We start from the raw sequence: 26,656 nt of genomic DNA on the forward strand, positions 1-26,656 counted from the left end.
ATAGAAAAGAAGAGGAAGACTGAAATATAAGTCTTCCTCTTCTTTTTATATTGTTATCATACCTAAATCTTTATTTTAATAAATGCACTAGTCGACTTTTGAAATAACAAGAGATGCGTTGGAATAAATAATGTCACCCGTGGCTTCTCTTATTCGTACTCGAAGAACATCTCCTTGGTTTAAAGGTAATAGATCAGTTCTGGCGGATGTAGCTCTTACCCCAGACCCACCACCAACTCGTGATTCAATTGCGAATTGAATCGAATCGTTTATTGTAAGGTTTAATATACTAGACGAAATAGCTTGTATCGCAAATACGATTGAAAAGGATACAGAGTATACACCAGTGGTATTAATTGTAATGGAGTTGTCTACTAGGTTTAGAGTAGTTCCACTAACAGGTCCTGGAACGGTAAAATTAATATTTGTATTAACTACTACTGAAAAACCGATACCTATTTCAGAAGTTATTGCTCCAAATACGGGGAGGATCCCTAAACCGGTTGTACCAGTAGGTCCTGTAACTCCAGTGGGCCCAGTTATTCCAATTCCAGTAGGTCCTGTAATCCCAATGGGCCCAGTTATTCCAATTCCGGTAGGCCCTGTAAACCCAGTGGGTCCAGTTATTCCAATTCCAGTAAAACCTGTCGCACCGGTAGGTCCTGTGATTCCAGTAGGTCCGGTTGGGAATGTAAATGGTGGAATTGGTGGTAGTGTGGGGCCAATTAAATTTGGTTCAAGAGCAGGCCCATGTAAAATAATATATTGTTCGTTCATATAGTAACCCCCTATGATTGCTTGTCATAATTATTAAATGTATTAGGGAAAGTAAATGACATTCGCAATAGCGGAGGCGCTTATTTAATTTTTTCGCAGCGAAATTAAAGTTATTACTTTAAAGTTGGAGACGATAAAAGCCATACTGTGATTGTTATAGAACTAAATATTAGTATGTTTTTAACGTGATTTTAATAGATGTTATATTTGCTTTACGATAAAATGTTTATAGTGTAAAATTACACTTTAAGTGTAAAGTGAAAACAAATGGGTGTTTTTACACTTGTGGTTATTAGGGCCTTCTAAAGCAAAATGATGAGTTTTTATTATTAATGTCAGAGAAGGCAAAGTGGTGTAGCAATTATTAGAAGAAGTTTTTTATATACATTGTAATTTCAAATCTATAAGGACATTTCTGTATAGGCAGTAGTAGCGAAAGGAGAGGCATTATGAAAAGAACAATAATGAAATATAGTATAATGTTTAGTTTATTACTATTAACATCATGTGATATAACGGATGAAGAACTTGAACAAAAAGCACAAAGTTATACAAAATCGGAGTATGGTATTTCTGTTAAACTAAACCAAGTTGAAACACTGGATAACGGAAAGGATTTCCTTGGTCCAAAGTGGCGGATAGTTTCTGTACAGCAAGTCGATGAACCGTATTTGCAATTTCAATTTTCTTTCGAGGGACAAATCTCTCCAAAAGTAAATAATGATAACTATAAAATAAAAAAAGAAGCGAATGATTTACAAGAAAGATTCAATACATATTATGAAAAAAAAGAGAATAATACTATCCTTATTTTCGCTCAAATACAGGCGGGGGATACTGTTTTCGATAAAAATGCCGAGAAAGAAATAGCGAAGAAAAATTTGAAGCAGTATTATACGGCAGTTTTTAGAAGTAATACTGTTTTAGATGTAAACAATCCTGTACATATGGAAACATTAGCGGAGGCCGCAAGAAGTATGAAGGAATTTAATAAAATGATTGAAAATAGTAAGAGTAGTGTGGAAGATATAACGATTCAGCTGCCAGACGTTAATAAGGATGTATTAAAAAATATTGCAGTAGATTATATATTAACGGCTGAAGATGCGAAAAAGACCCTTGAGAAAAAGGCTGACTATATGAAAGTTTTACAGTCTACGAAGTGAAAAAAGGGACCTTCCTCAGGTGTGAAAGGCAATAGTCTGACACCTTTACTTCTTGCAAAACATATAGTATGATGATTTCAGTAAATTAGATTTCAATGACTATAATATAAATTAATGAGAGGTGCTTTTTGTGAGTGCGGTAGGTACTAAATAGGAAAAATTTAATGAAATAAATCGGATAAGACCAGGGGATTTTTATGTACATCATACCCCTAATTTTGTCATGGATTTATTTCGAAACCTATGAAGATACCTACAATACTTTATAAAGCGTGTAATAAGGGGATTGCCATCTGTTTTTTATGGCTTATTTCCTCATATGTTATTACACATGCCTTGTAAATGTAAAAGCTGCGGTATCCCCGCAGCTTTTTTGTATATTTTTTAAATGTATAAAAATGGTAAATGAATAATGTAGAACTCATTGGAATCTAATGAGTAGGTATCTTCATTTATGATAAAAATCAATCATAGTGAGGAGAAACAAAATGAATACGATGACTTTTGAAAAGTTACAATATAACGAATTAAAGGAAATAGTGAAATCATATTGTGTAAGTGGATTAGGTAAGGAATTATTAAATAAATTAGAGCCGAGTACGAGTATAAAAGTAGTGAGGAATCGCTTGAATGAAACGACAGAAGCACGAGCTATAGTAGATGCAGAAGGGCATGTTCCTTTCTTCGGCATTTCAAATATTGCTAGTACAATTCAAAAATTAGAAAAAGGGATGATTTTAGATCCTGAAGAGTTAGTAAGTGTTTCAGACTTTTTACGTGGCTGTAGAAAGATTAAAAAGTTTATGTTAGATAAAGAATTTTTTGCGCCAGTATTAGCTTCTTATGCGAATTCAATGACTGAATATAAAAGTATTGAAGAGGAAATCAACTTTTCTATTAAAGGTAATAGTATTGATGCAGCTGCGAGTAAAGAATTAAAACGAATTCGCAATAACATTGATTCGGTAGACGGAAAAATAAAAGAGCGCTTAACGAAGTTTTTAAATAGTAGTACAAATAAGAAATATATTCAGGAATTCTTTATTAGTAAAAAGGATGATCGCTATACGATTCCAATTAAATCTTCTTATAAAAATCAAGTTGCGGGAAGTATAGTTGAAGCATCCGCTAAAGGTTCTACTGTATTTATAGAACCGCATACGGTTACAAAGTTAAATGCGGAACTCGCAAGTTTGAAAGCAGAAGAAGCGATGGAAGAGTATCAAATTTTAGCAACTTTATCAGGAATGGTAGTAGAAAACATTTATCATATAAAAATTAATATGGAATTGATTAGTCAATATGATATGGTATTTGCGAAAGCGAAGTTTAGTAAATCAATCGATGGAATAGAGCCGAAATTAAATGATCATGGCTATATTCATTTAGTGAATTGTAAGCATCCGCTTTTAAATGGGAAAGTAGTACCATTAAACTTTGAAATCGGTCAAAACTACCGAAGTTTAATTATTACAGGACCAAATGCGGGCGGGAAAACAATTGTGCTAAAAACAATCGGATTGTTAACATTAGCGACAATGTCAGGCCTTCATATCGCTGGAGATAAAGAAACGGAAATTGCTATTTTCGAAAATGTATTTGTAGACATTGGTGATAATCAAAGTATCGAAAATGCACTAAGTACATTTTCATCTCATATGAAAAATCTTTCTGAAATCATGAGGATGTCAAATAATAATACGTTACTGTTATTTGACGAAATAGGAAGCGGTACAGAACCGAATGAAGGTGCGGCGCTTGCGATATCTATTTTAGAAGAATTTTACCTTGCGGGATGTATTACAATTGCGAGTACGCATTACGGTGAAATCAAACGCTTTTCAGAAATGCACGATGATTTTATGAACGCAGCAATGCAATTTAATAGTGAAACACTAGAGCCACTTTATAAATTAGTGATCGGTAAATCAGGTGAAAGTAATGCACTTTGGATTGCGAATAAAATGAATGTGAGAGAACATGTACTGCAAAGAGCGAAAGAGTATATGGGAAATAAAGAATACGCTATAGAAAAAGTGAATGAAAGTAAGATTAGAAAACCGAAAATGGTGCAAGAAAAAAGAGAAAACCATTATGAGTACAAAATCGGCGATCGTGTAAATTTATTAGATTATGATGATTTTGGTATCATCTATAAGGAAATAGATAATTTCTATAACGTCGTTGTATATTATAACGGTGAATTTGTTGAAGTGAATGTAAAACGTATTACGTTAGAGGTAGCAGCAAAAGAATTATACCCAGAAGGATATGATTTAAATACACTATTTGTCGATTATAAAGAAAGAAAAATGCAACACGATATTGAGCGCGGATCGAAAAAAGCGCTTCGTAAAATTGAAAAAGAAATAAGAAAGAATAGAGGATAAGTTAAGATGGTAACGATTAGACAAGAGCAAAAAAACGATTATAGAAAAACAGAAGAAGTTGTACAACAAGCATTTTTAAATGAAGAATTTAGTGATAAAAAGGAACATGAACTTGTAAAACGTATTAGAGAATGTGACGCGTTTATTCCTGAATTATCATTAGTTGCGGTTGATGAGGGAATAGTGGGGCACATTTTGTTGTCAAACATTACAATAGAACAGGATGGAACTTCTGTAGAATCGTTAGCACTTGCACCGATTTCAGTTGATAGGGGCCACCAGAAAAAAGGAATTGGTGGGAAGCTTATTGTAGCTGCTTTAGAAAAAGCGAAAGAACTTGGATATGGATCAGTTGTAGTGTTAGGACATCCAGAGTATTATCCGAAATTTGGTTTTAAGAAAGCAAGTGAGTGGAATATAAAAGCGCCATTTGAAGTGCCTGATGAGGTGTTTATGGTGATGGAGCTAAGAGAGAATGCTCTTGAAGGTGTAGAAGGAGTTGTTCAGTATTCGAGTGCTTTTGCTGAGTAGGAGTATCGATTAAGAAATGTAATCATAAAAGAAGCTATCTTTTTGTAGGGATATACAGAAAGATAGCTTTTTTTATTAAGGAAATTCACTTACGTATATTTTGCTCAATGAATAATTGAGATGGTAAAATTGATATAGAAATGTAAAGGGAGAGAATAGAATGAAGAAGCGAGAAACAGATAGCAATGAGAATGTAGTTACGTTATATGTTACAAGACACGGTAAAACAATATTAAATACGAATCATCGTGCGCAAGGTTGGGCAGATTCTCCATTAGTAGAAAAAGGTGTGGAAGTTGCCTCTAATTTAGGAACGGGATTAAAAGATGTTCATTTTATGCAAGCGTATAGTAGTGATAGCGGTCGAGCGATTGAAACTGCTAATTTAGTATTAAAGTATAGTGAACAATCAAAATTGAAACTTGAGCAAAGGAAAAATTTACGAGAATTAAATTTTGGTATTTTTGAAGGTGAAAAACTTGAAAATATGTGGGATGTGGTTGGAAAAGCTGCGGGCGTTGCATCACCAGAAGAACTCATGAAGTTTTCTATTCAAGAAGTGATTAACCTGATTAGAGCAGCAGACCCTACGAAACAGGCGGAAGATTGGGAATTATTTTCTACTCGTATAAAAGCAGAGATTGATAAAATTAGTGAAGAAGCTGTTGGAAATGGTGGCGGTAACGTATTAGTTGTCGTTCATGGGCTTTTAATTACTACCTTAATAGAACTGTTAGATAGTAGCAAAACAAAGCTTGGAGTGGAAAATGCTAGTGTGACGAAGATTGTATATCAAGATGGGAAGTACACAGTCGAGTCGGTTGGAGATATGAGCTATGTTGCAAAAGGGAAAGAAAGTGTGGAAATATAATTATATCTCAAATAGAAATAAGAAAAAGAAGCTAGAAAGATCTTAACGAGATCTTTTTAGGGTGAGTTTTACTCAAAATAACAAATAAGATCGTATGCCTTTTCGCATAAGCGGAAGGGTCTTTTTTTATTGATTTAAATCATTTTTCGTTGAGTTTGTACCAAAAACAGTACCACTTTCAACATAAAGTAAGAGTGTACAATGATTTATGTTACAGTTGATTAGAATAGGTGTATAAAATCTTGGTTGAGCAGTTATGTAAAGAGACTCGCAACTGTTTCAGATAGATTTTCAAAATGGGGGGAAATAATGGATTTTCAAGATTTGATGGAATTTAAAGGGTATATATATTTAAACAAATTGTTTGAACCCGAAGAAAATTCACTGAGGGTACTTATTGATAGGTGTAAAGTTAACAAAACTAAGGGACTCGCGAAAATTACAGATGAGGTTAAAATAGAAGCATCATCCATTGATGTTGATGACAATCTGCCAATTGTGCAATTGGATTTTGAATCGTATGTTGCTTACTCCGTTATTAATGAATCGTTTACTGTAATGGATGACTACGAAATTTCAGAAGGTAGAATTTTTAGAGTTTACTCAAAATCAAGATATTTGGATTTTGTTAAAGCAGGAACAATTGCTGAATTTATATTTCCTGAAGAGCAGTTCGTTCATTATCAAATTCCTTGTTTGAACCATATCATCGACATTATTTCATATGATGAGCCGAAAATTACTGGAATGAAAAGAAACTAATAAAATTCCATACTAAAAGAGCATCGGAATCGATGCTCTTTTAGTATGCTTATCTTTCCTTTTTAAAGTGGAAAGATTACGGAATTAATAAAATTTTCCCAGTACTTTTACGGCTCTCTAATAATTCATGTGCAAAAGCACCATCTTGTAAGGTGAATGTAGTAGGAGTCGCAATGTTTAATTTACCAGTAGCGATCCAATCAAATAATTGAGTAGATCGCTTTTTACGTTCTTCATACGTAGTAAGTACGTTCCAAAGGTCTCCGCCAGTTAAAGTTTTTGAAGTATCCATAAGCATACGTGGATCTACAGGCGTTGGATTACCGCCAGCCATTCCGTAAAATACGACAGTACCACCAACTTTAGTCGCTTTAAAACTTTCTTCTAATGTAGAACCTACGGATTCATACACAACATTTACGCCAGCGCCATTAGTCATTTCAAGTACATTCGTATGCCATGCTTCAGTATATAAAAATACGTGATCAACACCAGCTAACGTGGCTATCTGTGCTTTTTCTTTTGATGACGTAAGACCGATTACTTTTCCGCTTTGTAGTTTAATCATTTGGATGAGAAGTTGACCAACGCCACCAGCTGCGGCATGTACTAAAGCTATATCACCTTGTTTTATTTGATAGCTATCGTTCGTTAAATAATGTGCTGTTAGACCTTGCAATAAGACAGAAGCGGCTGTTTCAAAAGAGATAGCATCCGGAAGCTTAATTGCCTTCTCAGATGGAACAGCAACTAGCTCTGCATTTGCAAATGGAACGTCAGCAAATGCAATGCGGTCTCCGGGATTGATAGTAGTAACGTTAGCTCCTACTTTTTCAACAATACCAGCGCCTTCATAACCTAATATATAAGGCGGGTTACCAGCGAGATGATAATCGCCGCGGCGTCTATAAATATCAGCGAAATTTAAACCGATTGCTTGCATGCGAACAAGGATTTCATTTGGATTTATGATTGGATCAGGTATTTCTTTATATTGTAGTACATTAGCGTCTCCGAATGTTTCGAAGCAAAGTGCTTTCATATGGAATACCTCCATTTATATTGTTTGTCGATGTTCTTTATCATACAATACAAATATCAATAGGCAAAGAGGATTATTTCGATAAAATCAATCGGAAATACCGATTGAAAAAGAGGGATGATAAATGGAGATAAAACAATTAATTACATTTAAAGTAGCAGCAGAAAGTTTGAATTTTACACAAACTGCGAAGAAATTAAACTTCGCTCAGTCGAGCGTGACAGCGCAAATTAAAACGTTAGAGGCTGAGCTCGGTACACCATTATTTGAGAGATTAGGAAAACGTCTTTTCTTAACTGAGGCAGGAAAGAAGTTTCAACTATATGCCGATAAGATGATTGCGCTTAGTAACGAAGCGAAAATGGCTGTGAAAGATGATGAGGAAATGGCAGGTACGTTAATAATTGGTGCACAAGAAAGTCAATGTACATATAGGCTTCCTTCCATATTAAAAAGGTTTAAAGCACAATTTCCCCAAATAAAGCTTATATTTAAACCTGCACATTCAAATAAAGATGCGAAGGAACAATTGATGGAAGGGAAAGTAGATCTTGCATTTATTTTGGACGAATGTAAAACAGAGGATGTTTTACATGTGGAGCCACTTATGAAAGAAGAATTAAAAGTAGTCGCTGCTCCAGCGCATCATTTACTCGGGCAAACTTCCGTTTCTACAAAAGATTTGGAGAGCGAGACACTTTTACTAACAGAACTCGGTTGCTCGTATCGGACTTTATTTGAAGAGCTATTTCGTACAGAAGATGTGTATCCAGCAAATAAGATTGAGTTTGTTAGTGTCGAGGCAATTAAACAATGTGTTATTGCAGATTTAGGTATAGCAGTTTTGCCAGCAATAGTAGTAGAAAAAGATATACGAGAGGGGACGATAAAAGAGTTACATTTAGAAAATGCAATCTCACCGATTTATACACAAATCGCTTGGCATAAAGATAAATGGATGACAGCTCCGCTACAGCAATTTATTGAGGTAACGAGGGAGTCTTTTACAACGGATTAAGTGGAGAAATATTTATTTTATATAAAAGAAAAAATGGCACTTTTGTATAAAGAACCGATGCTTGAATGAAACAAGTATCGGTTCTTTTATGTTTTAAATAAAGAATGCTATAAAATGTGTATTTCTCAACTTTTTTTCTTACAAGGATAAGTAAATTTCTTCGTATATTCCAATAACCATAAGGGAATTTACAACGTTTATTCGTTTCTGTAAGATGCCTCTAGGAAGTAAGAAAGGAGGGCGTACATAGGAGATAGATTGTCTTTATTATACGTTCTTATTTTGAGGGAGGAGATTTAAATGTTTAAAAAGCTAATGAAAGTATGTGTGTTAAGTGTAGCGAGTGTAGGTGTATTATTTAGTTTCCAAGGAAGTACATTTGCAGCTACTGATTTAAGTAGTTACTATGACGGGAAAAATCCAGCAACAACGAAAGTATACGGAGGCAGTACAACCTGTGATGCAGATGGATTTAATGCAAAGTCTACAGCGGTGTATGAAGGTAGTAAAAAAGTAGGGACAGTGTATTTACGTTACAGTAATAAATGTCATGCAGCTTGGGCTAAGTTTGTTTTAGATCAACCAGCACCAGCTGTTTCGGGAGGAGTGTATGCGTACGCTGTTGTGAATAAATACAAAAACGGTGTATTCCAAAAATCAGTCACTTCTAATCAGGGGAACGGCACAATAAAAACAGGTCAAACGAGTACTTATACAGGAATGGTATTTGATTTAACTGCTGATTTCGGATACACAGCAGATGCTGAAGCAGTTACGTTTAATAACGGTTACGGAAAAACAGGGCGCTATTAAAAAGGAGTGGAATACTTTGAAACTTTTAAAAAAGCTGAGCGCATGTTTCTGTCTATCGTTGCTCGTTTTAACTAGTATGTTTAGTACGACCAATAATGATAAAGCATATGCAGAAGACCATTCGTATGATGGGAAAAGTCCGTATTACAATAGTTGTGATCAATCAGCAGTAACGAAAGAAAAGAAATGGATTGATTCAAATTCTTATGTGGAATTAAAGTTTAGTACGACGTGTAAGACTGCATGGGCAAAAGTTACTGTAACTCGTCCAGCAGTTTATAATAATGAAGCTGATGCAAGGATTGTTAGAAAAACAGATGGAAAGGCATACACTTGCGGAAGTGCTGGAGGAAATGGTGTTGTGAATAAAGGGCAAACATCATGTTATACGCCAATGGTATATGATTTAGATCCAAGAAAGGCACAAGCGCAGGGGAAACATGCCATTCCGAATAGTGACGCGTATAATTATGCTGAGACAATTTGGTATTGATGGAATTATAGAAATTTTAAGATAGCATATTTCAAGAGCATGTTTTCATTGGTTTTCAAAACATGCTCGATCTGTATTCATTTTAATCTTTTCGGTAATCAGGGCCTTTGAATCAACTAATAAGGTCTGTATCAGGAGGAGTATATCCAAGGTGACGAGCCATAGATACGATTTGTCCTTTATGATGAAATTCATGTGTTTCCGTATGAGTTAAAAGCCATAGCGGAGTTGTGCTCCAAGGTTCTTTTTGCCATTTCACTTCATTTGCTATATTTTCGAGCCAACGGTCATTGTATTCATCTAAAAAACGCATTACAACCTCATCGACTAACTTAAATCTAGCACGAACTTTCTCGACATCTGCATGCTCAATTTCATAATCACTAGCAAATGAAAAATCTGCTCGTTTTTGCTTAAATGCGAATGATCCAAGCCAGTATCGGTAGCAATCGGCTACATGAATATGTGTCTTTATAATGCTACCGCTCCCGAAATTCGGAACAGTGCTATGTAATTTTTCTAGTGGGATTTCTTCCAAAAATGAAAATAGAGTTTCTCTTGTAGCGCTAATAAGATTATATTGCTGTTTTAAAACATGTAACATGAAATTAACACTCCTCTTTTATTTACTAAACTATTTGTGTAGTAAGTAATTCTATATGTACGAGAGGTGAACCTTTTTATTATTTTTGCTAAGCATATTAGATGTATTTCTTCATTGTTTCTGATAGATTAAACAAGGTGAAACTTTAATAAGTTGAACATTCTTAGTTCATAATAAATTGTACATGAAGAAGGGGAACGATAAAATGAATAGAATAATTGGTTTAAAACAATTTGAAATAACGCGCGGGGCATTACTTAAATTTATGGAGACGCTAGATGATAAAACTGTGGATACGCAGCCAGAGGGTTTTAACAATACAATTCGCTGGCATATCGGTCATGTGTTAACGGCAGCAGAAGTTTTCATGTTTGGAAAAGAATTCAAACAATTACCAACTGAATATCCAGGTATGTTTGGGTATGGATCAAAACCGTCTAAATGGAAAACAGAAGGACCATCATTAGAAGTGTTAACGGCTCAATTAAAAGAACAAGCAAAACGTATTAACGAAATTCCAGCAGAAGCATTTGAAAATAAACTGCCAGAGCCATTCCTAGGATTGGAAACAGTAGGAGAGCTATACGGTATGATGCTTTATCATGAAGCTGATCATATTGGGCAAATGAAGGCGATGGAACGTATTATTAAGGCTCTTTAGTTTTAATTGCATATGAAAAACGAAATCACAGATGTTTTGTGAAAATTGAGGTGTAAGTAGTTACAATCTTATTTTTCACAATACAGGTGTAATGTTAAATAATATAAAGACAAAAAAGATAGATAATTTATTATCTATCTTTTTTGTTGTTGAACTTCTTGAAGGATTATGAACGCTTACCATCGTGATACTGATGAAGTAGGAATAGTTATTAGTTTTTATTTACATAATAGTAAAATATTGAAGATAATACAGAAATAAGGTTGCAAAATCTGTATGAAATAGGGTATTCCTAAATATGGAATATACGTATAATAAAAGAGAGGAACTAGAAAATGGGGGAATACTATGATTACATCGGAAAAAAAGTTGGGGCAATACACACATACATATGCACAGTTAAAGGGAGAACTAAAATGGAAAACGAGTGATTCTCGAACCGGTATGATGATTGCTGCTATGTATGCAGGTAGTGATAAATTGTTTGATATCGGCCGTTTTTTAGAAATTAGTAGTTATATAAAGAATCAGGTAGGGATGTTTTCATACTTAAAGTCTTATCATCGCTTTGTGGTGGCCGCAACATTAGATATTCACTTTACAGATTATAAGAAAGCTTTTCGGGAGTTTTTAGATTTATATGAACAATTGGTCGCTGGTGGTTTTAGTCGAAGTATATTTACTTATCTCGCAGCAGCTGTGCTTTTAACAGAAGAAAATGAACAGCATGGCACGCACATTCAGCGTTCGATGCAAGTATATAAACGTATGAAAGAGGATCACCTTTTTCTTACAGGTACAAATGATTATCCGCTCGCGGTTTTACTAGCAGGACAATCAGAGAATGTGGAAACACTTATGGATCGAGTAGAACGTCTTTATCAAAAACTAGCGAAAGCTGGTTTGCGTAAAGGGAATGATCTTCAATTTTTAAGTCATATACTTTCATTAAAGAAGGATGTCCGTGAAGAAATGTTAGTTGCAACATGCACAAACATATGGAATTTGTTAAAGCAGGAAAAGATAAAAGTGAAACAGATGCATTACCCAGCTATCGGGCTATTAGCGTTACTTGAGGATGGAGAAAAAGAGATTCATTCTATTAAAGCGTTGATTGAAAAATTGCAGGGGGAGAAATTCTTCCGTTGGCATACAGATACGAATATTCTTATTGCTATTCAACTGTTCGTAAGTCAGAAAGGTGAGGAAAGTAAAGCTACCAACACAGGTTTACAAACTATGATAGAAGTCCTCATACAAGCACAACAGGCAGCTATGATGGCAACGATTGCCGCTTCATCTGCAGCGACATCTTCTGCTAGTAGTAGTTCATAATTTATGCTCTTGTAAATTATGATGAATTTATAACGAACAGTTTGAAAAATATTAATAAAAAAGGCCCATCACTCTCTAATGAGTGGTGGGCTAACTGCTTTTAGATAAGCAGCATTATCTTTTCGACTCCTTCAAATGTTTGAGTTGTGTAACAATCATAATGCTAATAACAACGAGTAAAAACCATGAGCTAATTTTGCTTAAGTGAACGAGATTCCACGTTTCCCGTTGATTTGGATATTGCCACGCTCCAAAAAATGTTGCGATGTTCTCTGCAATCCAAATAAAGAAACCGATAAGGAAAAAGGAGAGAACGAGTGGCATTTTATATGTAATGCCTCGTAATGAAAATTCCACAAATGTGCGAAAGAAAACAATGAATAAAATTAAAGTTAATACCCATCTAAAGTCGTATAGAAAATGATGTGTAAAAAAATTAAAGTAAATCATTGCTCCTAGAGGTATTGCAAAAATAGCTTTCGGCCAATGATGCATTTGTAAATGCAATCTTCTCCACGCTTGGCATATGTAACTTGCAACACTTGCATACATAAAACCACTGTAAAGCGGAACCCCCAAAATCTTCGAATACGCCTCTTCGGGGTAACTCCATGAACCGAAATGTACTTTATATATTTCTAGCAAAAGGCCGATGAGGTGGAAGACAGTAATTACTTTTAGTTCGTCTTTCGTTTCAAGACCAGTCTTATACATCACCCACTGCATAAGAACACATACGATAAGTATGAAATCATAGCGATATAATCCCGGAATAGAAATGATTTTTGAAAGGGCTAGTGTTAAGAAAATAACAACAGGGAACAAGCAGGATAATGCTTGTTCGTAAGTAAAGTGTAGTAGTTGTTTTACATAAAACATTGTTTCACCTTCAATGAATATATTTAGAAAATTAAAATAATAACTTAGTATACTACAAATATGGAAATAAAACAGTACGTCATTTTGCATGTATTTGTAAGTTTTAGAAGGGAATTGTAATAAGTATTTTAATATTTTAGCAAAGTAAAAAAATAGTTTGCTATTTAAAAAAAGTGGGGATATAATATCTAAATGAAAATGATAATTATTATCAATAATGATTATAAATAAAAAGTAATTATAAAAACAACTGAATATAAAGGATGAAATGAAACATGTTACATAAGTCTACTGTACATGCTGGCAATAATCGCTGGATACATATTAAGTTCGTATGTTTCATGAGCTTAACAATTTTATGTTTAATCGGATCTATATTTTTAGCTATTGCATTCGGGGCAAAGGATATTCATTTGCAAACGGTGTGGGCAGCGGTTTTTGATTATAATCCGAAATTAACGCAGCATCAAATTATTTATGAATTAAGGCTTCCGAGGGTAATTGGTGCGGCAGTTGTAGGAGCAGCTTTTGCAGTCGCTGGGGCTGTTATGCAAGGGGTAACACGAAATCCGTTAGCGGATGCAGGAGTGCTTGGGATAAATGCAGGCGCAATGTTTGTAGTAGCACTTAGTTTTGCTTTTTTCCCGCATATGCCGTATTCCTACTTAATGATTGTTTCCTTTATTGGAGCAGTTTTAAGTACAGTACTCATTTTTATTATCGGATCAGCAACATCAGGCGGATTAACACCGATGAGGTTAACGATTGCAGGGGCAGTTATGGCCGCGCTTTTACATTCGTTAAGTTCAGGCGTCGCGATTTATTATGACTTAAGTCAAGATTTAGCGTTTTGGTACGCTGGTGGTGTTGCAGGCGTTAAGTGGGAACACTTGAAATTTTTAGTGCCTATTATTCTCATAACAATTGTTTTTGCGACAGTGATAGGGCGATCTATTTCACTCATATCAATGGGGGATGATGTTGCTACGAATTTAGGCGTGAAAACGAACCGTACAAGAATATTTGGGATGATTATAGTAGTCATTCTTGCAGGTGTTTCTGTTTCAGCTGTTGGTTCTATTGGATTTGTAGGACTGGTCATTCCGCATATTGCTAGAAAATTAGTTGGTGTTAATTATCGGCTTATTATTCCTATGTCAGCATTATTAGGAGCTATGTTATTGGTATTAGCTGATTTAGGGGCAAGAACAGTAAATCCTCCTAAAGAACTTGCGATAGGAATTATGGTAGCTCTTGTTGGAGTTCCGTTCTTCCTTTATATAGCACGTAAAGTTGGGAGGGAGTTATAAGTGAAGGATCTTTTTAACACGGATAAAAAGAGGGCTATTACTGTAACTACAATTTTCGGATGTATAAGTATCGCTGTAATTTTGATTAGCTTAAATACGGGGACGCTGAGCATCGCACCGCTCAAAGTAATTCAAACGCTTTTTGGCTATGGTGATTTTGAGAGTGCAACCGTGCTATACGATTATCGTATGCCAAGAATTATAATCACAATGTTAGCAGGTATTGGCCTTGGGGTTTCCGGTGCGATTTTGCAAGGGCTATCTCGTAATGCACTCGCAGATCCTGGTATTCTCGGGTTACATTCGGGTGCATCTTTCGGGCTTATTGTATTTGTTACTTTCTTTCATTCTATTAACGAGAGTGCATCGATTTTAATACCGTTATTTACATTTGGCGGAGGAGTGTTAGCTGCATTTCTTATTGTTTTGCTTGCGAGTGATCGGTCAAAAGGTTTACTTCCCATTAGACTTATTCTTGTTGGGATTGCAGTTTCAGCTGGTTTTAGTGCACTTTCGTTATTTTTCTCGCTCAAGTTAAATGATGAGACGTATACGTTCGCTTCTAGGTGGTTAGTTGGTAACGTGTGGGGAAGAGATTGGATTCATGTCCTAGCATTATTACCTTGGATTTTGATACTAACTCCATACGCATGGCTAAAATCTAAAACGTTAAATGCACTGTCACTAGGTGATAGTGTAGCAGCAGGACTTGGTGTATCTGTTCAAAAAGAACGGTTACTGCTTTTAGCTACAGCGGTAGGATTGTCTTGTGCAAGCGTATCAATGGCAGGGGGAATTGGCTTTATCGGCTTAGTTTCTCCGCATATTGCAAGGAAGTTAGTAGGTAGTACATATCAGCACTTCCTCCCGTTAGCTGGCATTATTGGAATGATTATTTTAGTACTCGCAGATACGATAGGTCGTTCTATATTCGAGCCAAACTCTATTCCAGCTGGTGTAGTAGTAGCGGCTTTAGGAGCGCCGTATTTTCTTTATTTACTTACAAAAACAAAATAAATACTTCAAAGAGGAGAACATATGAAAAAGAAACTTTCCATTTTATTTAGCATTATGTGTATTTTAGTATTAGCAGCATGTGGTCAATCGAAATCTAATGAAGAGGCAACGAAAAAAACTGAAAAAAGTAATGATCCGAAAATCGCCTCTATGTCTATTCACTTAACGAATAATTTACTGGCATTAGGAATTACACCTGTAGGCTCTGTTATTGGTGGAGATTTAAAAGATTTCTTACCGCATGCAAAAGAGCAGTTGAAAGATACGAAGAAACTTGGTGTTGTAACGGATCCGAATATGGAAGCATTACTTCAATTGAAGCCAACTGACATTTATGTGGATGAAAAATACGCGGGCAAAGATTTAGCGAAATACGAAAAAATTGCAAAAACACATTCTTTCAATTTAGATGAAGGTACGTGGAGAGATCAGTTAAAACAAGTTGGTAAACTTGTAAACCGTGAGAAAGAAGCGGATAAATATATTCAAGATTACGAAGAGCAATCAAAACGAGTGAAAAGTTTAATAGATAAAGAATTAGGTAATAACGAAAAAGTAATGGCAATTCGTGTTACTGCAAAAGAATTACGTGTATTTAGCACGAAAAGACCGATGGGACCAATTTTATTCCAAGACTTAGGGTTACAACCTGCAAATGGTGTAGAAAAAATTGACGGAAACCGTCCTTTCGAAGTCATTTCACAAGAAGTATTACCTGACTTTGACGCAGATGCTATTTTCGTTGTTGTAAATAGAGATGATAAAGCGAAAGCAGCATTTAAACAACTTCAAGAAACACCAATTTGGAAAGACTTAAAAGCTGTTAAAGGCAAGCACGTATACATTATCAATGACCAACCATGGCTTGACTATTCTGCTTTAGGAAACAAAATGGCAATGGATGAAGCAGAGAAAATGTTTACAAAATAATACAGTTTTTCTATTAGGAAAGACCCTCTAAATTTGGAGGGTCTTTTTGTAATTATTATTGTTCGAATAAATAAAAAATTATACAATGAAGTTAATTCAATGTAGAGGAGTTGTGCCAATGTCAGCGCTTATTGTAAGTATCCCGTTTATAAGGCAGTGTATGGAACTAGGGGATAAATAGGCTACTTGTCCCCGCTATTTAATAAAAGGGGAGTTTGAAATGACAATGAATCTTTTTCAAAATAAAACTATTAAATTATCAGCTATTAGAGAAACAGATGCTAAAGTAATGGCTATGTGGCAAGAGGATAGTGAGTATTTAAGAAATGTCGATACAGACTTAGCATTCCCGCAATCTTTACATGAAATAGAAAATGATGGGCTATTAAAGGGACGGAGATCGAATAGTGTTTCTTTCATGGTAAGGACAGTTCAAGATGATCGCTTAATTGGTTTTGTGGCGATTCATGGCATAGAGTGGAATAACAGAACAGGTTTATTAGCAATTGGTATAGGAGATGCGAATGATAGAGGGAAGGGATATGGAAGGGAAACAATACACCGTATTCTACAGTATGCTTTCTATGAATTGAATTTACACCGCATCGGTCTCGATGTTATTTCGTATAATAAACCTGCCATTACACTGTATAAAAAGATGGGTTTTCAGATGGAAGGTTGTATGAGAGAAGCGGTGCAAAGAGATGGGAAGTGTTTTGATCGTATGATTATGGGGATATTGAGGGATGAATGGATAAAGTTGCAAGATTAAAAGTACATTCCATATTATATATGTAGTATGCAGGAGATATACCGGTAATTGGCGAAATTTTACAGTGAACTGATTGAATGTATCCCGCATGAACGGGCAGTAAAATTCCCACCTCAAAATTCAGGTGGAGCAAAGAAGTTAGGTGGGAGTCGGGCCGCCCGTAAACGCCCGATTGGTTCAACTAATAATCAGTGGGGGATGAACAAAACCCCCACTGATTAAAGTTTCACTTTATAAGGAGTTATGCAAAATGAATTTAGAAAAAAGTAAACCAGTAAATGAAGAGGTCGCTGAATTAAAAGAACTAATTAAAGAATTACATGGAAGTGTACACCAACTTCAAAGTGAAGTGCAGCAATTAAGGCACGAAAGACCAGTTGTTGAAGTGAGAAAAGGTGTTCAATTATCACCAACAATCGTCGGGCAAATTGGTGGTATGATTTTAGGTGGATTAGCAATTATAGGTATATTTTGGTGATGGAAAAAGGTATGCGGCGTAGTGCTGCATACCTTTTTTGTTTGAAGATATAATTTCATATAATACAACTTTTACATTAAATAACGTAAATATATATAAGCATGTGATAACAATAGCGCAATGATCGTTAAGGGGAAACCGATTTTTAAGAAGTCCATATAAGAGAACCCATGTCCTTCACGTTTTGCAATACCAGCAACGACTACGTTTGCTGATGCGCCGATTAAGGTTCCGTTTCCTCCTAAGCAAGCTCCAAGTGATAAAGCCCACCATAGTACTTCGATTTGCGGGGAATCGACAGATAGCCCGAGTCCAGTAGCTAAATCTTGAATAAGAGGGATCATCGTTGCGACAAATGGGATATTGTCAATTGTCGCAGATGCGATACCAGATACCCATAAGATAAGTATAGCAGCGAAACCGATATCACCATTTGTTACGTCGATTACTTCTTTTGCGAGTGAAGAAATAAGTCCGATATCAATTAACCCGCCAACTAGAACGAATAGTCCAGCGAAGAAGAAAATAGTTACCCATTCAACGTGGGCAAATACATCTTCAATATCATGCTCTTTCACGCCGATTAGCATAAGAAGTGTAGCACCTGTCATCGCAATTACGGCAGCGTCTACATGAATAATAGAATGAAGTACAAAGCCTAAAATAGTTAGTCCTAAAATCGAAATGGATTTTAATAGGAGGCTTTGATCTTTAATATAATCTTTTTCATTTAATGCCATTAATTTTTCGATTTGCTCAGGTGTTGTTTTTAGTTTGTTACGATACATGAAGTAAATAATGCCAAGTGTAACGATAGAAATAATAATTACGATGGGAGCTAAGTTTAGTAAGAAGGCATTAAAGTCTAAATGCTTATTAGCTGATCCGATCATAATGTTCGGCGGGTCACCAATTAATGTTGCTGTTCCGCCTATGTTTGAAAATAGCACTTCTGAAATTAAATAAGGAACAGGATTTACTTTTAAAATACGTGTAATAGACAGTGTAACAGGTACGATTAATAATACGGTTGTTACGTTGTCCAAAAATGCAGAACCGACAGCGGTTAATAGGGATAGCAATAATAAAATGCGGATTGGTTTTCCGCCAGCTGCTTTAGCCGCTTTAATGGCCACGAATTCAAACACGCCTGATTGACTCGTAATATGTACGAGAATCATCATCCCAATTAAAAGGGTGATTGTTTCCCATTGAATATGTGATGTGAAAGCAGTATGTAAATCTACAATTCCAAAAATAATCATAATAGCAGCACCGAATAGTGCGATTACAGCACGATTCAATTTCTCAGAAATAATAAATCCGTACGTGACTAAAAATACGGCAATTGCAAAATAATATTGCCAATTTGCTACTTCATGTGCTGAATGTTCCAAACATGTCACCTTCTTTAAAGTATGTATTCAATTGTAAAAATGCATCCCTCTGCGTAATTTATATTGTAGCAAATTCAAAAAAGAAAGAAAACTATTTAACAAAGTGAAGGAAAAAATATGATTTTTACATATCATATAAAAAATATAAAAAACACAGTGCAAATTATTAGGAAAAGTGGGCGTTGTCCTCTAATATAGAGATAGCAATTTACATTATTTTTGCGTAAAATGGTTTAAAGAGGTGAATTCCGATGGAAATAGTAAAAGATAGTTCTCTTATTCAAAATGAAATTGAACGTTTTGTAAATAAAGATGTATATATTCATTTAGAAACGACGAACGGAGCGTATGCGTCACACTTTAATGAAAAGATGATGACAGTTGGAGCATTCATTCGAAATGCGATTATTCGCTTTGAGCGCGGGAAAATAACTGGAACAAATCCATACCGAGTTGGTTTAAAAATGGATCATGGCTGGGTATATGCAGAAGGCATTACGCACTGGGAAGTAGACGATAAAGAGCGTTTATTACTAGCAGGGCATGATAACCAAGGCCGCTTAGCGGTAGCGCTTGAGCTAAGCTTAACGCCATTTAAGTAAGAAGGAGGGAAACTTATGGAGAGACATGTACTTGTTGTATTTCCGCATCCAGATGATGAAGCATTTGCTGCGGGAGGAACAATTCGCTTATTAACAGATCAAGGAGTACCTGTAACGTACGCATGTGGTACTCTTGGACAAATGGGACGTAACATGGGGAAAAACGTATTCGCTAACCGTGAAACGATTCCAAATATCCGTGAAAAAGAATTAAAAGATGCATGTGAAGCGATGGGGATTCAAGATTTAAGAATGCTCGGTTTCCATGATAAAACGTTAGAATTTGAAGATGTTGATTTTGTTGCAGATAAAATCGAAGCGATTATTCAAGAAGTAAATCCATCTCGAATTATTACATTTTATCCAGAACACGGGGTACATCCAGATCATGATGCATTTGGCCGCGCTGTAGTTCGCGCTGTATCACGTATGCCAAAAGAAGAACGTCCAGCCATTCATGCGGTTGCGATTACGAGAAATCGAGAAGCAGTACTCGGTGAACCGGATGTTGTAAATAATATTAGTGAAGTATTTGAACATAAATTAGCTGCACTAGGCGCGCATCGTTCACAAACAGAAGCGATGCTAGAAGAAACACATGCAAAAATAAAAAACAAAGACGCAGCAACATTAAAATGGCTGCAACTTGAACAGTTTTGGACTTATAAATGGGAGTAGGCTAGAAGGGTACCTTCTAGTAGCTCTTACATAGAAAAAGCGCCGTCACTTGTGATGGCGCTTTTTTGTGCTATTGTTTCGTACTAGCCAAATACATGAGCATGTGGAATTTTTCGTCTCTTACATGATAATCGAAATAAGGTCCTGGATCTGTACAGTAACCAATATTTTCATTTTGCATGATTTGAAATCCGTTAACTGATAAATTTTCTTCTAAGTATTTTGGATGTAAAATATGCTCATGGGAATTTGGATATAAGGCTGAAATATTTTTCAAGGATTTGGCCGAGTTATCATAATACGAGTATCCACCGACAATTGTTGAACTGTTATGTAAATAGTTTTTTAGAACGTGACTTGGGAACTCTGGGTTGAGCAGTGAAAAATCAGTTATTGTAAAACTATCCACAAAAACATCGATGCTAAGCGGTTTCAATGGCAGATTTAAATCGGAATTCAAAATATAAAGGACGCGTGGCTTCGGATTCATACGCTCAATTCTATTTCTCACCTTCTTAAGCATTGCAAGCGAATAGCCACTGAATACATAGGATGCGCTCGGTTCAAGAATATCGATATATTTCGGTAGTGACACAAAAGCGTCAACGTTCGTTTCCACGACTAATTTATTTTTTAAATCTATATTTTGTAGAACTTTTTGAAATTGAAAATTACTTTTTTCAAATAAGTTAATCATTTTGGGATTAATCTCTTTAATCGTTTCTTTATCGTAAAAATAAGATGGATAAGGTGACGTCTCGTACAAGTTCGCGGTAATGATAATACCCTCCTCGATAGCTGCTTCATATCCACAGCTACAAGTTAAACTCCCCGTGTTAATGTAGACTTTTTTAATTGTTACATCTTTCATTTCAAGTGGAATGCGGCACTTCGGACAATAGAGTAGATTTACAAAGTCAAGCGGGATTCCTGTAATATTCTCTTCTTTTTGTGAAGGTGAGCTAGTTTGAACCGCTTTTTCAATCAATTGAATCGCTTTTGATATGTCTTCTTTTTTAATGTTCAGCTCGTTCTTTTTATCAATGAGTAAGTTGTTGTAGTAGTCGATATCCTCATGGTCCGAGAAGTTTGTGACACGACGATACGATAAAATTCGTTGGATTTCTATCAATGAAAAATGAAATTTTTTCAGCTCAGTAATAAAAGCCATGTCGTCTAAACACGATTGGTTCATATGATACTGGGTGTTTTTTTTGTCTGGTATTAATAATCCTAGTTCAATGTAATAACGTACGGTATCAGTTGTAACATGAAAAAGCTTCGCAAATGTACCAATTTTCATAGATGTCCCCCCAATGAAAAAAATGGAGTTACTCCATTTTTTTCGCAAAATGAATTCAAAAAACCCTTAAATGGCTATTGACTTGGAGGAAACTCCAAGTCATATTATTAATTCAATAAATGTGAATATTTTGAATATTTTTTGAGTGTATTGTAACATACATGTCACGAAAGGAGAAGGATTAGCTATGGGTAAAATGGATCGAATGGATACTCTCTCACTTTGGAAAGCGACTGCAAACAGCTATGAAAAAGGAAAACCTCTTGAAGGAAATGAAGAAGCGGATGTTGTCATTATTGGCGCAGGTTTCACAGGTCTTTCTTCTGCATATCATTTGCAAAAGTTAGGGAAGAGTGTCATTGTCCTTGAGCAGGAAACAATCGGATATGGCGCAAGCGGTCGCAACGGCGGGATGGTATTGCCAGGCTATAAGTCAACGATGCAGGAGCTTGCCAAGAAGTATGGTGCCGAAGAGGCGAGGCAGCTTAACGATCTTTCTCTGCTTAGTGTTGAACTAGTTAAAAACATTATCGACGAGCATCAAATCAACTGTAACTTCAGAAAGACAGGTCACATTGTGGCGGCTTACAAAGCCAAGCATTTTGAAGGGTTGAAACTTGAAAGTGAATACTTAAACAAAAATTTTGGATATGAATGTAGCGTGCTTAATCGAAGTCAGTTGCATCAAGAAATTGATTCCCCGCAATATTATGGTTGCTTAGTCGACGACTCGAGTTACTCGTTCCAACCACTGAACTATGCAATTGGTTTGGGAGAAGCAGCTAAATCGATCGGTGCAAAAATCTTTGAGCATTCGAAAGCACTATCTATTGAGTATGGCCGAAATAGTGTGAAAGTTATTACAGAAAAAGGTACTGTTACAGCGAAAGACATTATTGTCGCTACAGATGGTTACTCCGGAAAAATTATGGCTGAATTGAATAAAGGTGTACTGCCAATTTCGGCACGTATTATTGGTACTGAACAGCTTCCAGAATCACTAGTGAATGCCGTCATTCCTAAAGATCGCATGGTTTTTGATACAAGCAGTTTCCTTTACTATTTCAGGCGTACACCAGATAATCGGATCATATTTGGCGGTGGCGATATTCGTCCAAACTTAGGTGATGCTGTTTATCAAAATGTTTACGATGCCATGGTTAAAATAATGCCGAAACTAGAAGGAAGCAAGATTGATTACCGTTGGGGTGGATTTATTGGGGTAACAATTGATACGTTCCCGGTTATCGGTAGATCCAAAGAAGGCGCATATTTTGCAACGGGTTATACGGGGCATGGCGCGTCTCTCTCGACATTGTTTGGTAAGTTATTGGCACAATGGATCGTTACGGGGAGTGCAGGTGGATATCGATTTGAAAAAGAACGCCTTAAATCATTCCCATTCTATAATCAGAAAACGATGCTGGTCAATATAGCACATATTGGTTTCAAACTCGTAGATATTATCGCGTAAAGGAGAGGTGTTTATGAAAATTAACATGTTTATTGACGGGAAATGGGTAGAAGCATTATCAGGTGCTAGACGAAACATAATTAACCCTGCAACCGGAGAGGTTATCGCAACGTCTGCTCATGGATCGGCGGATGATGCGAAGATAGCAATCAAGGCAGCGCGTAAAGCGTTTGACAGCGGAATCTGGTCGAACTTATCGGCTGATGAAAGAGCTAACTATCTATATAAGATTGCAGACCGTCTTGAAGAGAAGACAGCTGAAATTGCCCGTTTGGAAACTGAAAATAACGGTAAGGTTATTCGTGCAACAACCTATGTGGATATTCCTGTATCAATTCAATGCTTCCGCTATTATGCAGACTTGATTAAAGGCATGAAAAAAGAATCTTACACTCGCGAGGATGATTCGGAAACGATTATTATTAATGAACCGATTGGTGTTTGTGGACTTATTGTACCTTGGAATTTCCCGCTTATGTTAGCTGTTTGGCAAATTGCTCCTGCACTTGCCGCAGGAAATACAATTGTAATTAAGCCTGCTGACGTCACTCCTGTAAGCGTATACAAATTATTTGAAATTATTGAAGAGATTGGACTGCCAGACGGAGTGGCAAACTTAGTATTGGGACCTGGCTCAAAGGTTGGGAATGAGCTGGCAGAGAGCCATGATGTTGACAAAGTTGCCTTTACCGGTGGAACAAAAACAGGTCAAAGTATTATGCGCGCAGCTGCGAGCAATATGAAAAAAATCACACTTGAACTAGGTGGGAAATCTCCACTTATTGTGTTCGACGATGTGGATTTTGAAACCGCAGTCGATAATGCGATGTTTGGCATTTTCCATAATGCTGGGCAAGTTTGTTCAGCTGCATCTCGTTTGCTTGTACAAGAGACTATTTATGATAAGTTTGTTGAAAGATTGGCCGAGCGTGCGAACAAAATTGTAGTTGGCAACGGGGAAAGTGAGAACATTGAAATGGGAGCTCTCACAACTGAGTCTCATATGAATGAAGTTTTACATTATATCCAGAGAGGAATCGAAGAAGGTGCAAAATTAGTTTGCGGTGGTAAGCGCCTAACAGAAAATGGGCTTGATCGAGGGTTTTTCATTGCACCAACCATCTTCGCTGATGTAAATGAGAATATGTGTATTGTTAAGGAAGAGATTTTTGGTCCAGTTCTTGTTGTACAGAAATTTAAAGATGAGGAAGATGCCATCCAAAAAGCGAATGATTCCATTTATGGATTAGCCGGTGCTGTATTTACTGAAGATATGGACCGAGCAAAACGTGTCATTAGTAAATTACGTGCGGGAATTACTTGGATTAATAGTTATCATCTCGCTTATGTTGAAGGCCCTTGGGGAGGGTATAAGCAAAGTGGTATCGGCAGAGCGTTAGGTGTTGTCGGACTGGAGCACTTTATGGAAACGAAGCAAATCAATATCCACCAGCATGCAAATCCGGTAGGGTGGTATGCGAATTAATTGAGCTTAACTTGCTATATAAATTATTTGTAAGGGGATATGCTCATGAAAATAGTGGACAACCGTCCGTCATCGAAAATAGAGAAACGAGAAGTAATGAATAAACCGATAGATGATTCAGTGCTGGGAACCAAAAGTATTCCGTTACTATATTTACGGTTTGCTTTGGCAGGAATTATGGCTAACGTAATTCTAGGGGTTGTATCGGTTATCGATGGCTATTTCGTCAGTGGCTTTCAGGAGCTGGAAATCGAAGGGATCGGAATTGGATTTACGGTCATGGTTATTACCCGAATGATTGGTGTTCTTTTGGGGGTGGGGGCCGGAGCGGTCATTTCACTTCGACTGGGGAAAGGGAAAATCGAAGAAGCTAGAAGTAATATGGGACAAACTTTATGGTTTACTCTTTTCCTGTCTTCTTTGTTAGCTATACTTGGGTTGGCCTTTGAAAATGATATTATGATTTTATTTGGAGCAAGTGATGAAGCACTTCCGTATGCGGTGCAATATAGCCGACTGCTATGGATTTCGTTACCATTAACGATATTGGCCGTTGTATTAAGTATTTTAACTAATATCGATGAAAAACCTATATTATCAATGAACAGTTGGTTAGTTGCAGCGGTTGTTGCTGGGATTATGGAATGGATTATGGTAGTGAAGTATGACATGGGGATGATGGGTTCTTCATGGGCTAATACGATTTCGCAATCGATTCCTGTTCTCTTAATCTTTTATTTCTGGTTTGGTAAAACAAAACTTAAACCAAAAATGAAAGACATGATGATTAATTTTAAGAAAATTGGTGAAGTAGTTTGGACGGGGTTTGCATCTTTCTCGAGTCAGTTCATGATGTTTATTGCGATTATTTTCACCAATAACTTACTGCAAAGCTACGGTGGTGGTCTGCACGTTGCAGCTTTCACGATTCAAAATGGTTATATTACAAATCTCCTCGCCTTAGCAGCGCTCGGTGGGATGACAGGACTTCAACCGATTATTAGTTATAATTACGGTGCAGGCAACCTTGATCGTGTGAAACAAGCAATTAAGATGGGACTCATTTTTACAGTTTCCTTCTTTGTGATTGTGACAACTATACTAATCATTTTTGCAGATCCAATTGTGTCATTTTTTTCCAGTGGTAATCCTGAATTGCAAAAACTGGGCATTTGGACGACAGTTGTATTCAATTGTTTGTTTACGCTTAGTGCAGTCAGCTTGCTTATCTCCGGTTATTTCGAATCACAAGAGAGAAACTGGTCCGCAACGTTTATTAGTGTAAGTAAAATATTGTTGTTCATGTTACCGTTTCTATTTATATTCCCGAAATTCTGGGGCGTAGAAGGTGTATGGTACGCCGCTCCTGCTGCAGAAATTCCAGGTGTTCTTATTGCCATATACTTTATGACGAAAGAGTTTAAACGTTTAAAAGATCCAAAGGTTAAGACGGTAGATTTATAGACTTATTTCTTCAAAATTACCAATACGAAAGAGAGAGGATTTTCATGTTTTTTGCGAAAAAACTTACAGCAGAAGAAGCAGAGCAACTAGGTGCCTACACATGGGAACCATGGATAGGCGAACCGAATAAAGGTACTTGGCATGTAGAGGAACAGGAAGTTTTCTATGTGACAGACGGTGAAGTGTTTATTACTGTTGATGGGAAAAAGTATCATATCACAAAAGACTGGGTCGTTTCTTTGGCTAAGGATCTTGTTTGTGAATGGGATTGCCCAGTGTTCTTGAAAAAGAATTATAAAATGAACCACGAGATTATTCTGAAATAATGTGAACTGGGGAGTTGACAAATGCTAAGCAGATGACTACTCCTGCGTGTGAAATGGATAAGAAATTTAGAGTAGTA

At 36.3% G+C, this 26,656-nt stretch carries 26 protein-coding genes and 1 pseudogene; 21 read left to right on the forward strand and 6 right to left on the reverse strand.

What is annotated here, in order from left to right:
- Positions 1 to 87 precede the first annotated feature (87 nt).
- Positions 88 to 777 (reverse strand): collagen-like exosporium glycoprotein BetA, encoded by a 690-nt coding sequence (gene betA, locus Q3V31_RS09915; RefSeq protein ID WP_329764970.1) that lies wholly within the window; start codon positions 775 to 777, stop codon positions 88 to 90.
- Positions 778 to 1,226: 449 nt separating this feature from the next.
- On the opposite strand from betA, the gene Q3V31_RS09920 reads away from it, so the two are divergent.
- The 5 genes from Q3V31_RS09920 (at position 1,227) to Q3V31_RS09940 (ending at position 6,497) form a co-directional block, all read left to right on the forward strand.
- Positions 1,227 to 1,943 carry a hypothetical protein gene (locus Q3V31_RS09920; protein WP_000831442.1) on the forward strand — a complete coding sequence of 239 codons (717 nt, stop codon included), beginning with the start codon at positions 1,227 to 1,229 and terminating at the stop codon, positions 1,941 to 1,943.
- A gap of 488 nt (positions 1,944 to 2,431) precedes the next feature.
- On the forward strand, positions 2,432 to 4,333 hold the full coding sequence (locus Q3V31_RS09925) for an endonuclease MutS2 (protein ID WP_001095212.1): 1,902 nt from the start codon (positions 2,432 to 2,434) through the stop codon (positions 4,331 to 4,333).
- Between the two features lie 6 nt (positions 4,334 to 4,339).
- Positions 4,340 to 4,864, forward strand: a complete 525-nt coding sequence (locus tag Q3V31_RS09930) for a GNAT family N-acetyltransferase (RefSeq protein WP_016130022.1) — start codon at positions 4,340 to 4,342, stop codon at positions 4,862 to 4,864.
- Between the two features lie 160 nt (positions 4,865 to 5,024).
- Positions 5,025 to 5,735 carry a histidine phosphatase family protein gene (locus tag Q3V31_RS09935; RefSeq protein ID WP_000745510.1) on the forward strand — a complete coding sequence of 237 codons (711 nt, stop codon included), beginning with the start codon at positions 5,025 to 5,027 and terminating at the stop codon, positions 5,733 to 5,735.
- Between the two features lie 309 nt (positions 5,736 to 6,044).
- Positions 6,045 to 6,497 carry a hypothetical protein gene (locus Q3V31_RS09940; RefSeq protein WP_016130021.1) on the forward strand — a complete coding sequence of 151 codons (453 nt, stop codon included), beginning with the start codon at positions 6,045 to 6,047 and terminating at the stop codon, positions 6,495 to 6,497.
- A 76-nt stretch (positions 6,498 to 6,573) separates the two neighbouring features.
- Here the strand turns inward: Q3V31_RS09940 and Q3V31_RS09945 are convergent, their stop codons facing one another.
- A complete protein-coding gene (locus Q3V31_RS09945) occupies positions 6,574 to 7,539 on the reverse strand; it encodes a quinone oxidoreductase family protein (protein ID WP_329764973.1) in 966 nt (321 codons plus the stop codon).
- 124 nt (positions 7,540 to 7,663) lie between these two features.
- Between Q3V31_RS09945 and Q3V31_RS09950 the strand changes: the two genes are divergently transcribed.
- The 3 genes from Q3V31_RS09950 to Q3V31_RS09960 all read left to right on the forward strand — a co-directional run bounded on the left by Q3V31_RS09950 (position 7,664) and on the right by Q3V31_RS09960 (position 9,863).
- Complete coding sequence (locus tag Q3V31_RS09950; protein ID WP_016130019.1) at positions 7,664 to 8,557, forward strand: LysR family transcriptional regulator; 894 nt, start codon at positions 7,664 to 7,666, stop codon at positions 8,555 to 8,557.
- A 300-nt stretch (positions 8,558 to 8,857) separates the two neighbouring features.
- Complete coding sequence (locus Q3V31_RS09955) at positions 8,858 to 9,370, forward strand: YjfA family protein (RefSeq protein WP_000473750.1); 513 nt, start codon at positions 8,858 to 8,860, stop codon at positions 9,368 to 9,370.
- Between the two features lie 16 nt (positions 9,371 to 9,386).
- Positions 9,387 to 9,863, forward strand: coding sequence for a DUF2690 domain-containing protein (locus Q3V31_RS09960; RefSeq protein WP_000771042.1), 477 nt, complete (start codon positions 9,387 to 9,389; stop codon positions 9,861 to 9,863).
- 112 nt (positions 9,864 to 9,975) lie between these two features.
- On the opposite strand, the gene Q3V31_RS09965 is transcribed toward Q3V31_RS09960, so the two are convergent.
- On the reverse strand, positions 9,976 to 10,467 hold the full coding sequence (locus Q3V31_RS09965; protein ID WP_016130018.1) for a DinB family protein: 492 nt from the start codon (positions 10,465 to 10,467) through the stop codon (positions 9,976 to 9,978).
- A 184-nt stretch (positions 10,468 to 10,651) separates the two neighbouring features.
- Here Q3V31_RS09965 and Q3V31_RS09970 point away from each other — a divergent pair, with 184 nt between their 5' ends.
- Both Q3V31_RS09970 and Q3V31_RS09975 read left to right on the forward strand, forming a co-directional pair.
- Positions 10,652 to 11,128, forward strand: coding sequence for a DinB family protein (locus Q3V31_RS09970; protein WP_002076733.1), 477 nt, complete (start codon positions 10,652 to 10,654; stop codon positions 11,126 to 11,128).
- Positions 11,129 to 11,426: 298 nt separating this feature from the next.
- Positions 11,427 to 12,463, forward strand: a pseudogene (locus Q3V31_RS09975) (DUF4003 domain-containing protein).
- Between the two features lie 114 nt (positions 12,464 to 12,577).
- Here the strand turns inward: Q3V31_RS09975 and Q3V31_RS09980 are convergent.
- Positions 12,578 to 13,342: a DUF817 domain-containing protein gene (locus tag Q3V31_RS09980; RefSeq protein WP_000500240.1), complete on the reverse strand. Its 765-nt coding sequence runs from the start codon at positions 13,340 to 13,342 to the stop codon at positions 12,578 to 12,580.
- Positions 13,343 to 13,617: 275 nt separating this feature from the next.
- On the opposite strand from Q3V31_RS09980, the gene Q3V31_RS09985 reads away from it, so the two are divergent.
- From Q3V31_RS09985 to Q3V31_RS10005, 5 genes are all read left to right on the forward strand, one after another.
- Positions 13,618 to 14,652, forward strand: a complete 1,035-nt coding sequence (locus Q3V31_RS09985; protein ID WP_000902733.1) for a FecCD family ABC transporter permease — start codon at positions 13,618 to 13,620, stop codon at positions 14,650 to 14,652.
- Complete coding sequence (locus Q3V31_RS09990) at positions 14,653 to 15,669, forward strand: FecCD family ABC transporter permease (RefSeq protein WP_000653814.1); 1,017 nt, start codon at positions 14,653 to 14,655, stop codon at positions 15,667 to 15,669. It begins immediately after the preceding gene.
- A 21-nt stretch (positions 15,670 to 15,690) separates the two neighbouring features.
- Positions 15,691 to 16,599, forward strand: a complete 909-nt coding sequence (locus tag Q3V31_RS09995; protein ID WP_000728110.1) for an iron-hydroxamate ABC transporter substrate-binding protein — start codon at positions 15,691 to 15,693, stop codon at positions 16,597 to 16,599.
- 220 nt (positions 16,600 to 16,819) lie between these two features.
- Complete coding sequence (locus Q3V31_RS10000) at positions 16,820 to 17,371, forward strand: GNAT family N-acetyltransferase (RefSeq protein ID WP_329764983.1); 552 nt, start codon at positions 16,820 to 16,822, stop codon at positions 17,369 to 17,371.
- A gap of 250 nt (positions 17,372 to 17,621) precedes the next feature.
- On the forward strand, positions 17,622 to 17,849 hold the full coding sequence (locus tag Q3V31_RS10005; protein ID WP_001047525.1) for a coiled-coil domain-containing protein: 228 nt from the start codon (positions 17,622 to 17,624) through the stop codon (positions 17,847 to 17,849).
- 71 nt (positions 17,850 to 17,920) lie between these two features.
- On the opposite strand, the gene Q3V31_RS10010 is transcribed toward Q3V31_RS10005, so the two are convergent.
- Positions 17,921 to 19,246, reverse strand: a complete 1,326-nt coding sequence (locus Q3V31_RS10010) for an ArsB/NhaD family transporter (protein ID WP_000401242.1) — start codon at positions 19,244 to 19,246, stop codon at positions 17,921 to 17,923.
- A 251-nt stretch (positions 19,247 to 19,497) separates the two neighbouring features.
- Here Q3V31_RS10010 and Q3V31_RS10015 point away from each other — a divergent pair, with 251 nt between their 5' ends.
- Both Q3V31_RS10015 and bshB2 read left to right on the forward strand, forming a co-directional pair.
- Entirely contained in the window at positions 19,498 to 19,848 is a 351-nt protein-coding gene (locus Q3V31_RS10015; RefSeq protein WP_000407039.1) for a YojF family protein, read from the forward strand.
- A 15-nt stretch (positions 19,849 to 19,863) separates the two neighbouring features.
- The gene (bshB2, locus tag Q3V31_RS10020; RefSeq protein ID WP_000439465.1) at positions 19,864 to 20,526 is read left to right on the forward strand and encodes a bacillithiol biosynthesis deacetylase BshB2; all 663 of its coding nucleotides are present in this window, start codon (positions 19,864 to 19,866) and stop codon (positions 20,524 to 20,526) included.
- A 70-nt stretch (positions 20,527 to 20,596) separates the two neighbouring features.
- Here bshB2 and Q3V31_RS10025 read toward each other — a convergent pair whose 3' ends face one another.
- On the reverse strand, positions 20,597 to 21,829 hold the full coding sequence (locus Q3V31_RS10025) for a MerR family transcriptional regulator (RefSeq protein ID WP_000690185.1): 1,233 nt from the start codon (positions 21,827 to 21,829) through the stop codon (positions 20,597 to 20,599).
- A 187-nt stretch (positions 21,830 to 22,016) separates the two neighbouring features.
- Here Q3V31_RS10025 and Q3V31_RS10030 point away from each other — a divergent pair, with 187 nt between their 5' ends.
- Genes Q3V31_RS10030 through Q3V31_RS10045 form a run of 4 tightly spaced genes read left to right on the forward strand, consistent with a single transcriptional unit; the run spans position 22,017 to position 26,579 of the window.
- The gene (locus Q3V31_RS10030) at positions 22,017 to 23,303 is read left to right on the forward strand and encodes an NAD(P)/FAD-dependent oxidoreductase (RefSeq protein WP_000517544.1); all 1,287 of its coding nucleotides are present in this window, start codon (positions 22,017 to 22,019) and stop codon (positions 23,301 to 23,303) included.
- 13 nt (positions 23,304 to 23,316) lie between these two features.
- Entirely contained in the window at positions 23,317 to 24,789 is a 1,473-nt protein-coding gene (locus Q3V31_RS10035) for an aldehyde dehydrogenase family protein (RefSeq protein ID WP_329764988.1), read from the forward strand.
- A 45-nt stretch (positions 24,790 to 24,834) separates the two neighbouring features.
- Positions 24,835 to 26,253, forward strand: coding sequence for an MATE family efflux transporter (locus tag Q3V31_RS10040; RefSeq protein WP_329764989.1), 1,419 nt, complete (start codon positions 24,835 to 24,837; stop codon positions 26,251 to 26,253).
- 44 nt (positions 26,254 to 26,297) lie between these two features.
- On the forward strand, positions 26,298 to 26,579 hold the full coding sequence (locus tag Q3V31_RS10045; protein ID WP_000464528.1) for a cupin domain-containing protein: 282 nt from the start codon (positions 26,298 to 26,300) through the stop codon (positions 26,577 to 26,579).
- Positions 26,580 to 26,656 lie beyond the last annotated feature (77 nt).

Origin of the sequence: Bacillus nitratireducens, assembly GCF_036320425.1 — a bacterium.
In the GTDB taxonomy this organism is placed as follows: Bacteria; Bacillota; Bacilli; order Bacillales; family Bacillaceae_G; genus Bacillus_A; species Bacillus_A nitratireducens.

Bases quoted from the DNA above. Each gene is read 5' to 3' on its own strand.
- betA (WP_329764970.1), bottom strand. From the start codon at position 777: ATGAACGAACAATATATTATTTTACATGGGCCTGCTCTTGAACCAAAT.
- Q3V31_RS09920 (WP_000831442.1), top strand. From the start codon at position 1,227: ATGAAAAGAACAATAATGAAATATAGTATAATGTTTAGTTTATTACTA.
- Q3V31_RS09925 (WP_001095212.1), top strand. From the start codon at position 2,432: ATGAATACGATGACTTTTGAAAAGTTACAATATAACGAATTAAAGGAA.
- Q3V31_RS09930 (WP_016130022.1), top strand. From the start codon at position 4,340: ATGGTAACGATTAGACAAGAGCAAAAAAACGATTATAGAAAAACAGAA.
- Q3V31_RS09935 (WP_000745510.1), top strand. From the start codon at position 5,025: ATGAAGAAGCGAGAAACAGATAGCAATGAGAATGTAGTTACGTTATAT.
- Q3V31_RS09940 (WP_016130021.1), top strand. From the start codon at position 6,045: ATGGATTTTCAAGATTTGATGGAATTTAAAGGGTATATATATTTAAAC.
- Q3V31_RS09945 (WP_329764973.1), bottom strand. From the start codon at position 7,539: ATGAAAGCACTTTGCTTCGAAACATTCGGAGACGCTAATGTACTACAA.
- Q3V31_RS09950 (WP_016130019.1), top strand. From the start codon at position 7,664: ATGGAGATAAAACAATTAATTACATTTAAAGTAGCAGCAGAAAGTTTG.
- Q3V31_RS09955 (WP_000473750.1), top strand. From the start codon at position 8,858: ATGTTTAAAAAGCTAATGAAAGTATGTGTGTTAAGTGTAGCGAGTGTA.
- Q3V31_RS09965 (WP_016130018.1), bottom strand. From the start codon at position 10,467: ATGTTACATGTTTTAAAACAGCAATATAATCTTATTAGCGCTACAAGA.
- Q3V31_RS09970 (WP_002076733.1), top strand. From the start codon at position 10,652: ATGAAGAAGGGGAACGATAAAATGAATAGAATAATTGGTTTAAAACAA.
- Q3V31_RS09980 (WP_000500240.1), bottom strand. From the start codon at position 13,342: ATGTTTTATGTAAAACAACTACTACACTTTACTTACGAACAAGCATTA.
- Q3V31_RS09985 (WP_000902733.1), top strand. From the start codon at position 13,618: ATGTTACATAAGTCTACTGTACATGCTGGCAATAATCGCTGGATACAT.
- Q3V31_RS09995 (WP_000728110.1), top strand. From the start codon at position 15,691: ATGAAAAAGAAACTTTCCATTTTATTTAGCATTATGTGTATTTTAGTA.
- Q3V31_RS10000 (WP_329764983.1), top strand. From the start codon at position 16,820: ATGACAATGAATCTTTTTCAAAATAAAACTATTAAATTATCAGCTATT.
- Q3V31_RS10005 (WP_001047525.1), top strand. From the start codon at position 17,622: ATGAATTTAGAAAAAAGTAAACCAGTAAATGAAGAGGTCGCTGAATTA.
- Q3V31_RS10015 (WP_000407039.1), top strand. From the start codon at position 19,498: ATGGAAATAGTAAAAGATAGTTCTCTTATTCAAAATGAAATTGAACGT.
- bshB2 (WP_000439465.1), top strand. From the start codon at position 19,864: ATGGAGAGACATGTACTTGTTGTATTTCCGCATCCAGATGATGAAGCA.
- Q3V31_RS10025 (WP_000690185.1), bottom strand. From the start codon at position 21,829: ATGAAAATTGGTACATTTGCGAAGCTTTTTCATGTTACAACTGATACC.
- Q3V31_RS10030 (WP_000517544.1), top strand. From the start codon at position 22,017: ATGGGTAAAATGGATCGAATGGATACTCTCTCACTTTGGAAAGCGACT.
- Q3V31_RS10035 (WP_329764988.1), top strand. From the start codon at position 23,317: ATGAAAATTAACATGTTTATTGACGGGAAATGGGTAGAAGCATTATCA.
- Q3V31_RS10040 (WP_329764989.1), top strand. From the start codon at position 24,835: ATGAAAATAGTGGACAACCGTCCGTCATCGAAAATAGAGAAACGAGAA.
- Q3V31_RS10045 (WP_000464528.1), top strand. From the start codon at position 26,298: ATGTTTTTTGCGAAAAAACTTACAGCAGAAGAAGCAGAGCAACTAGGT.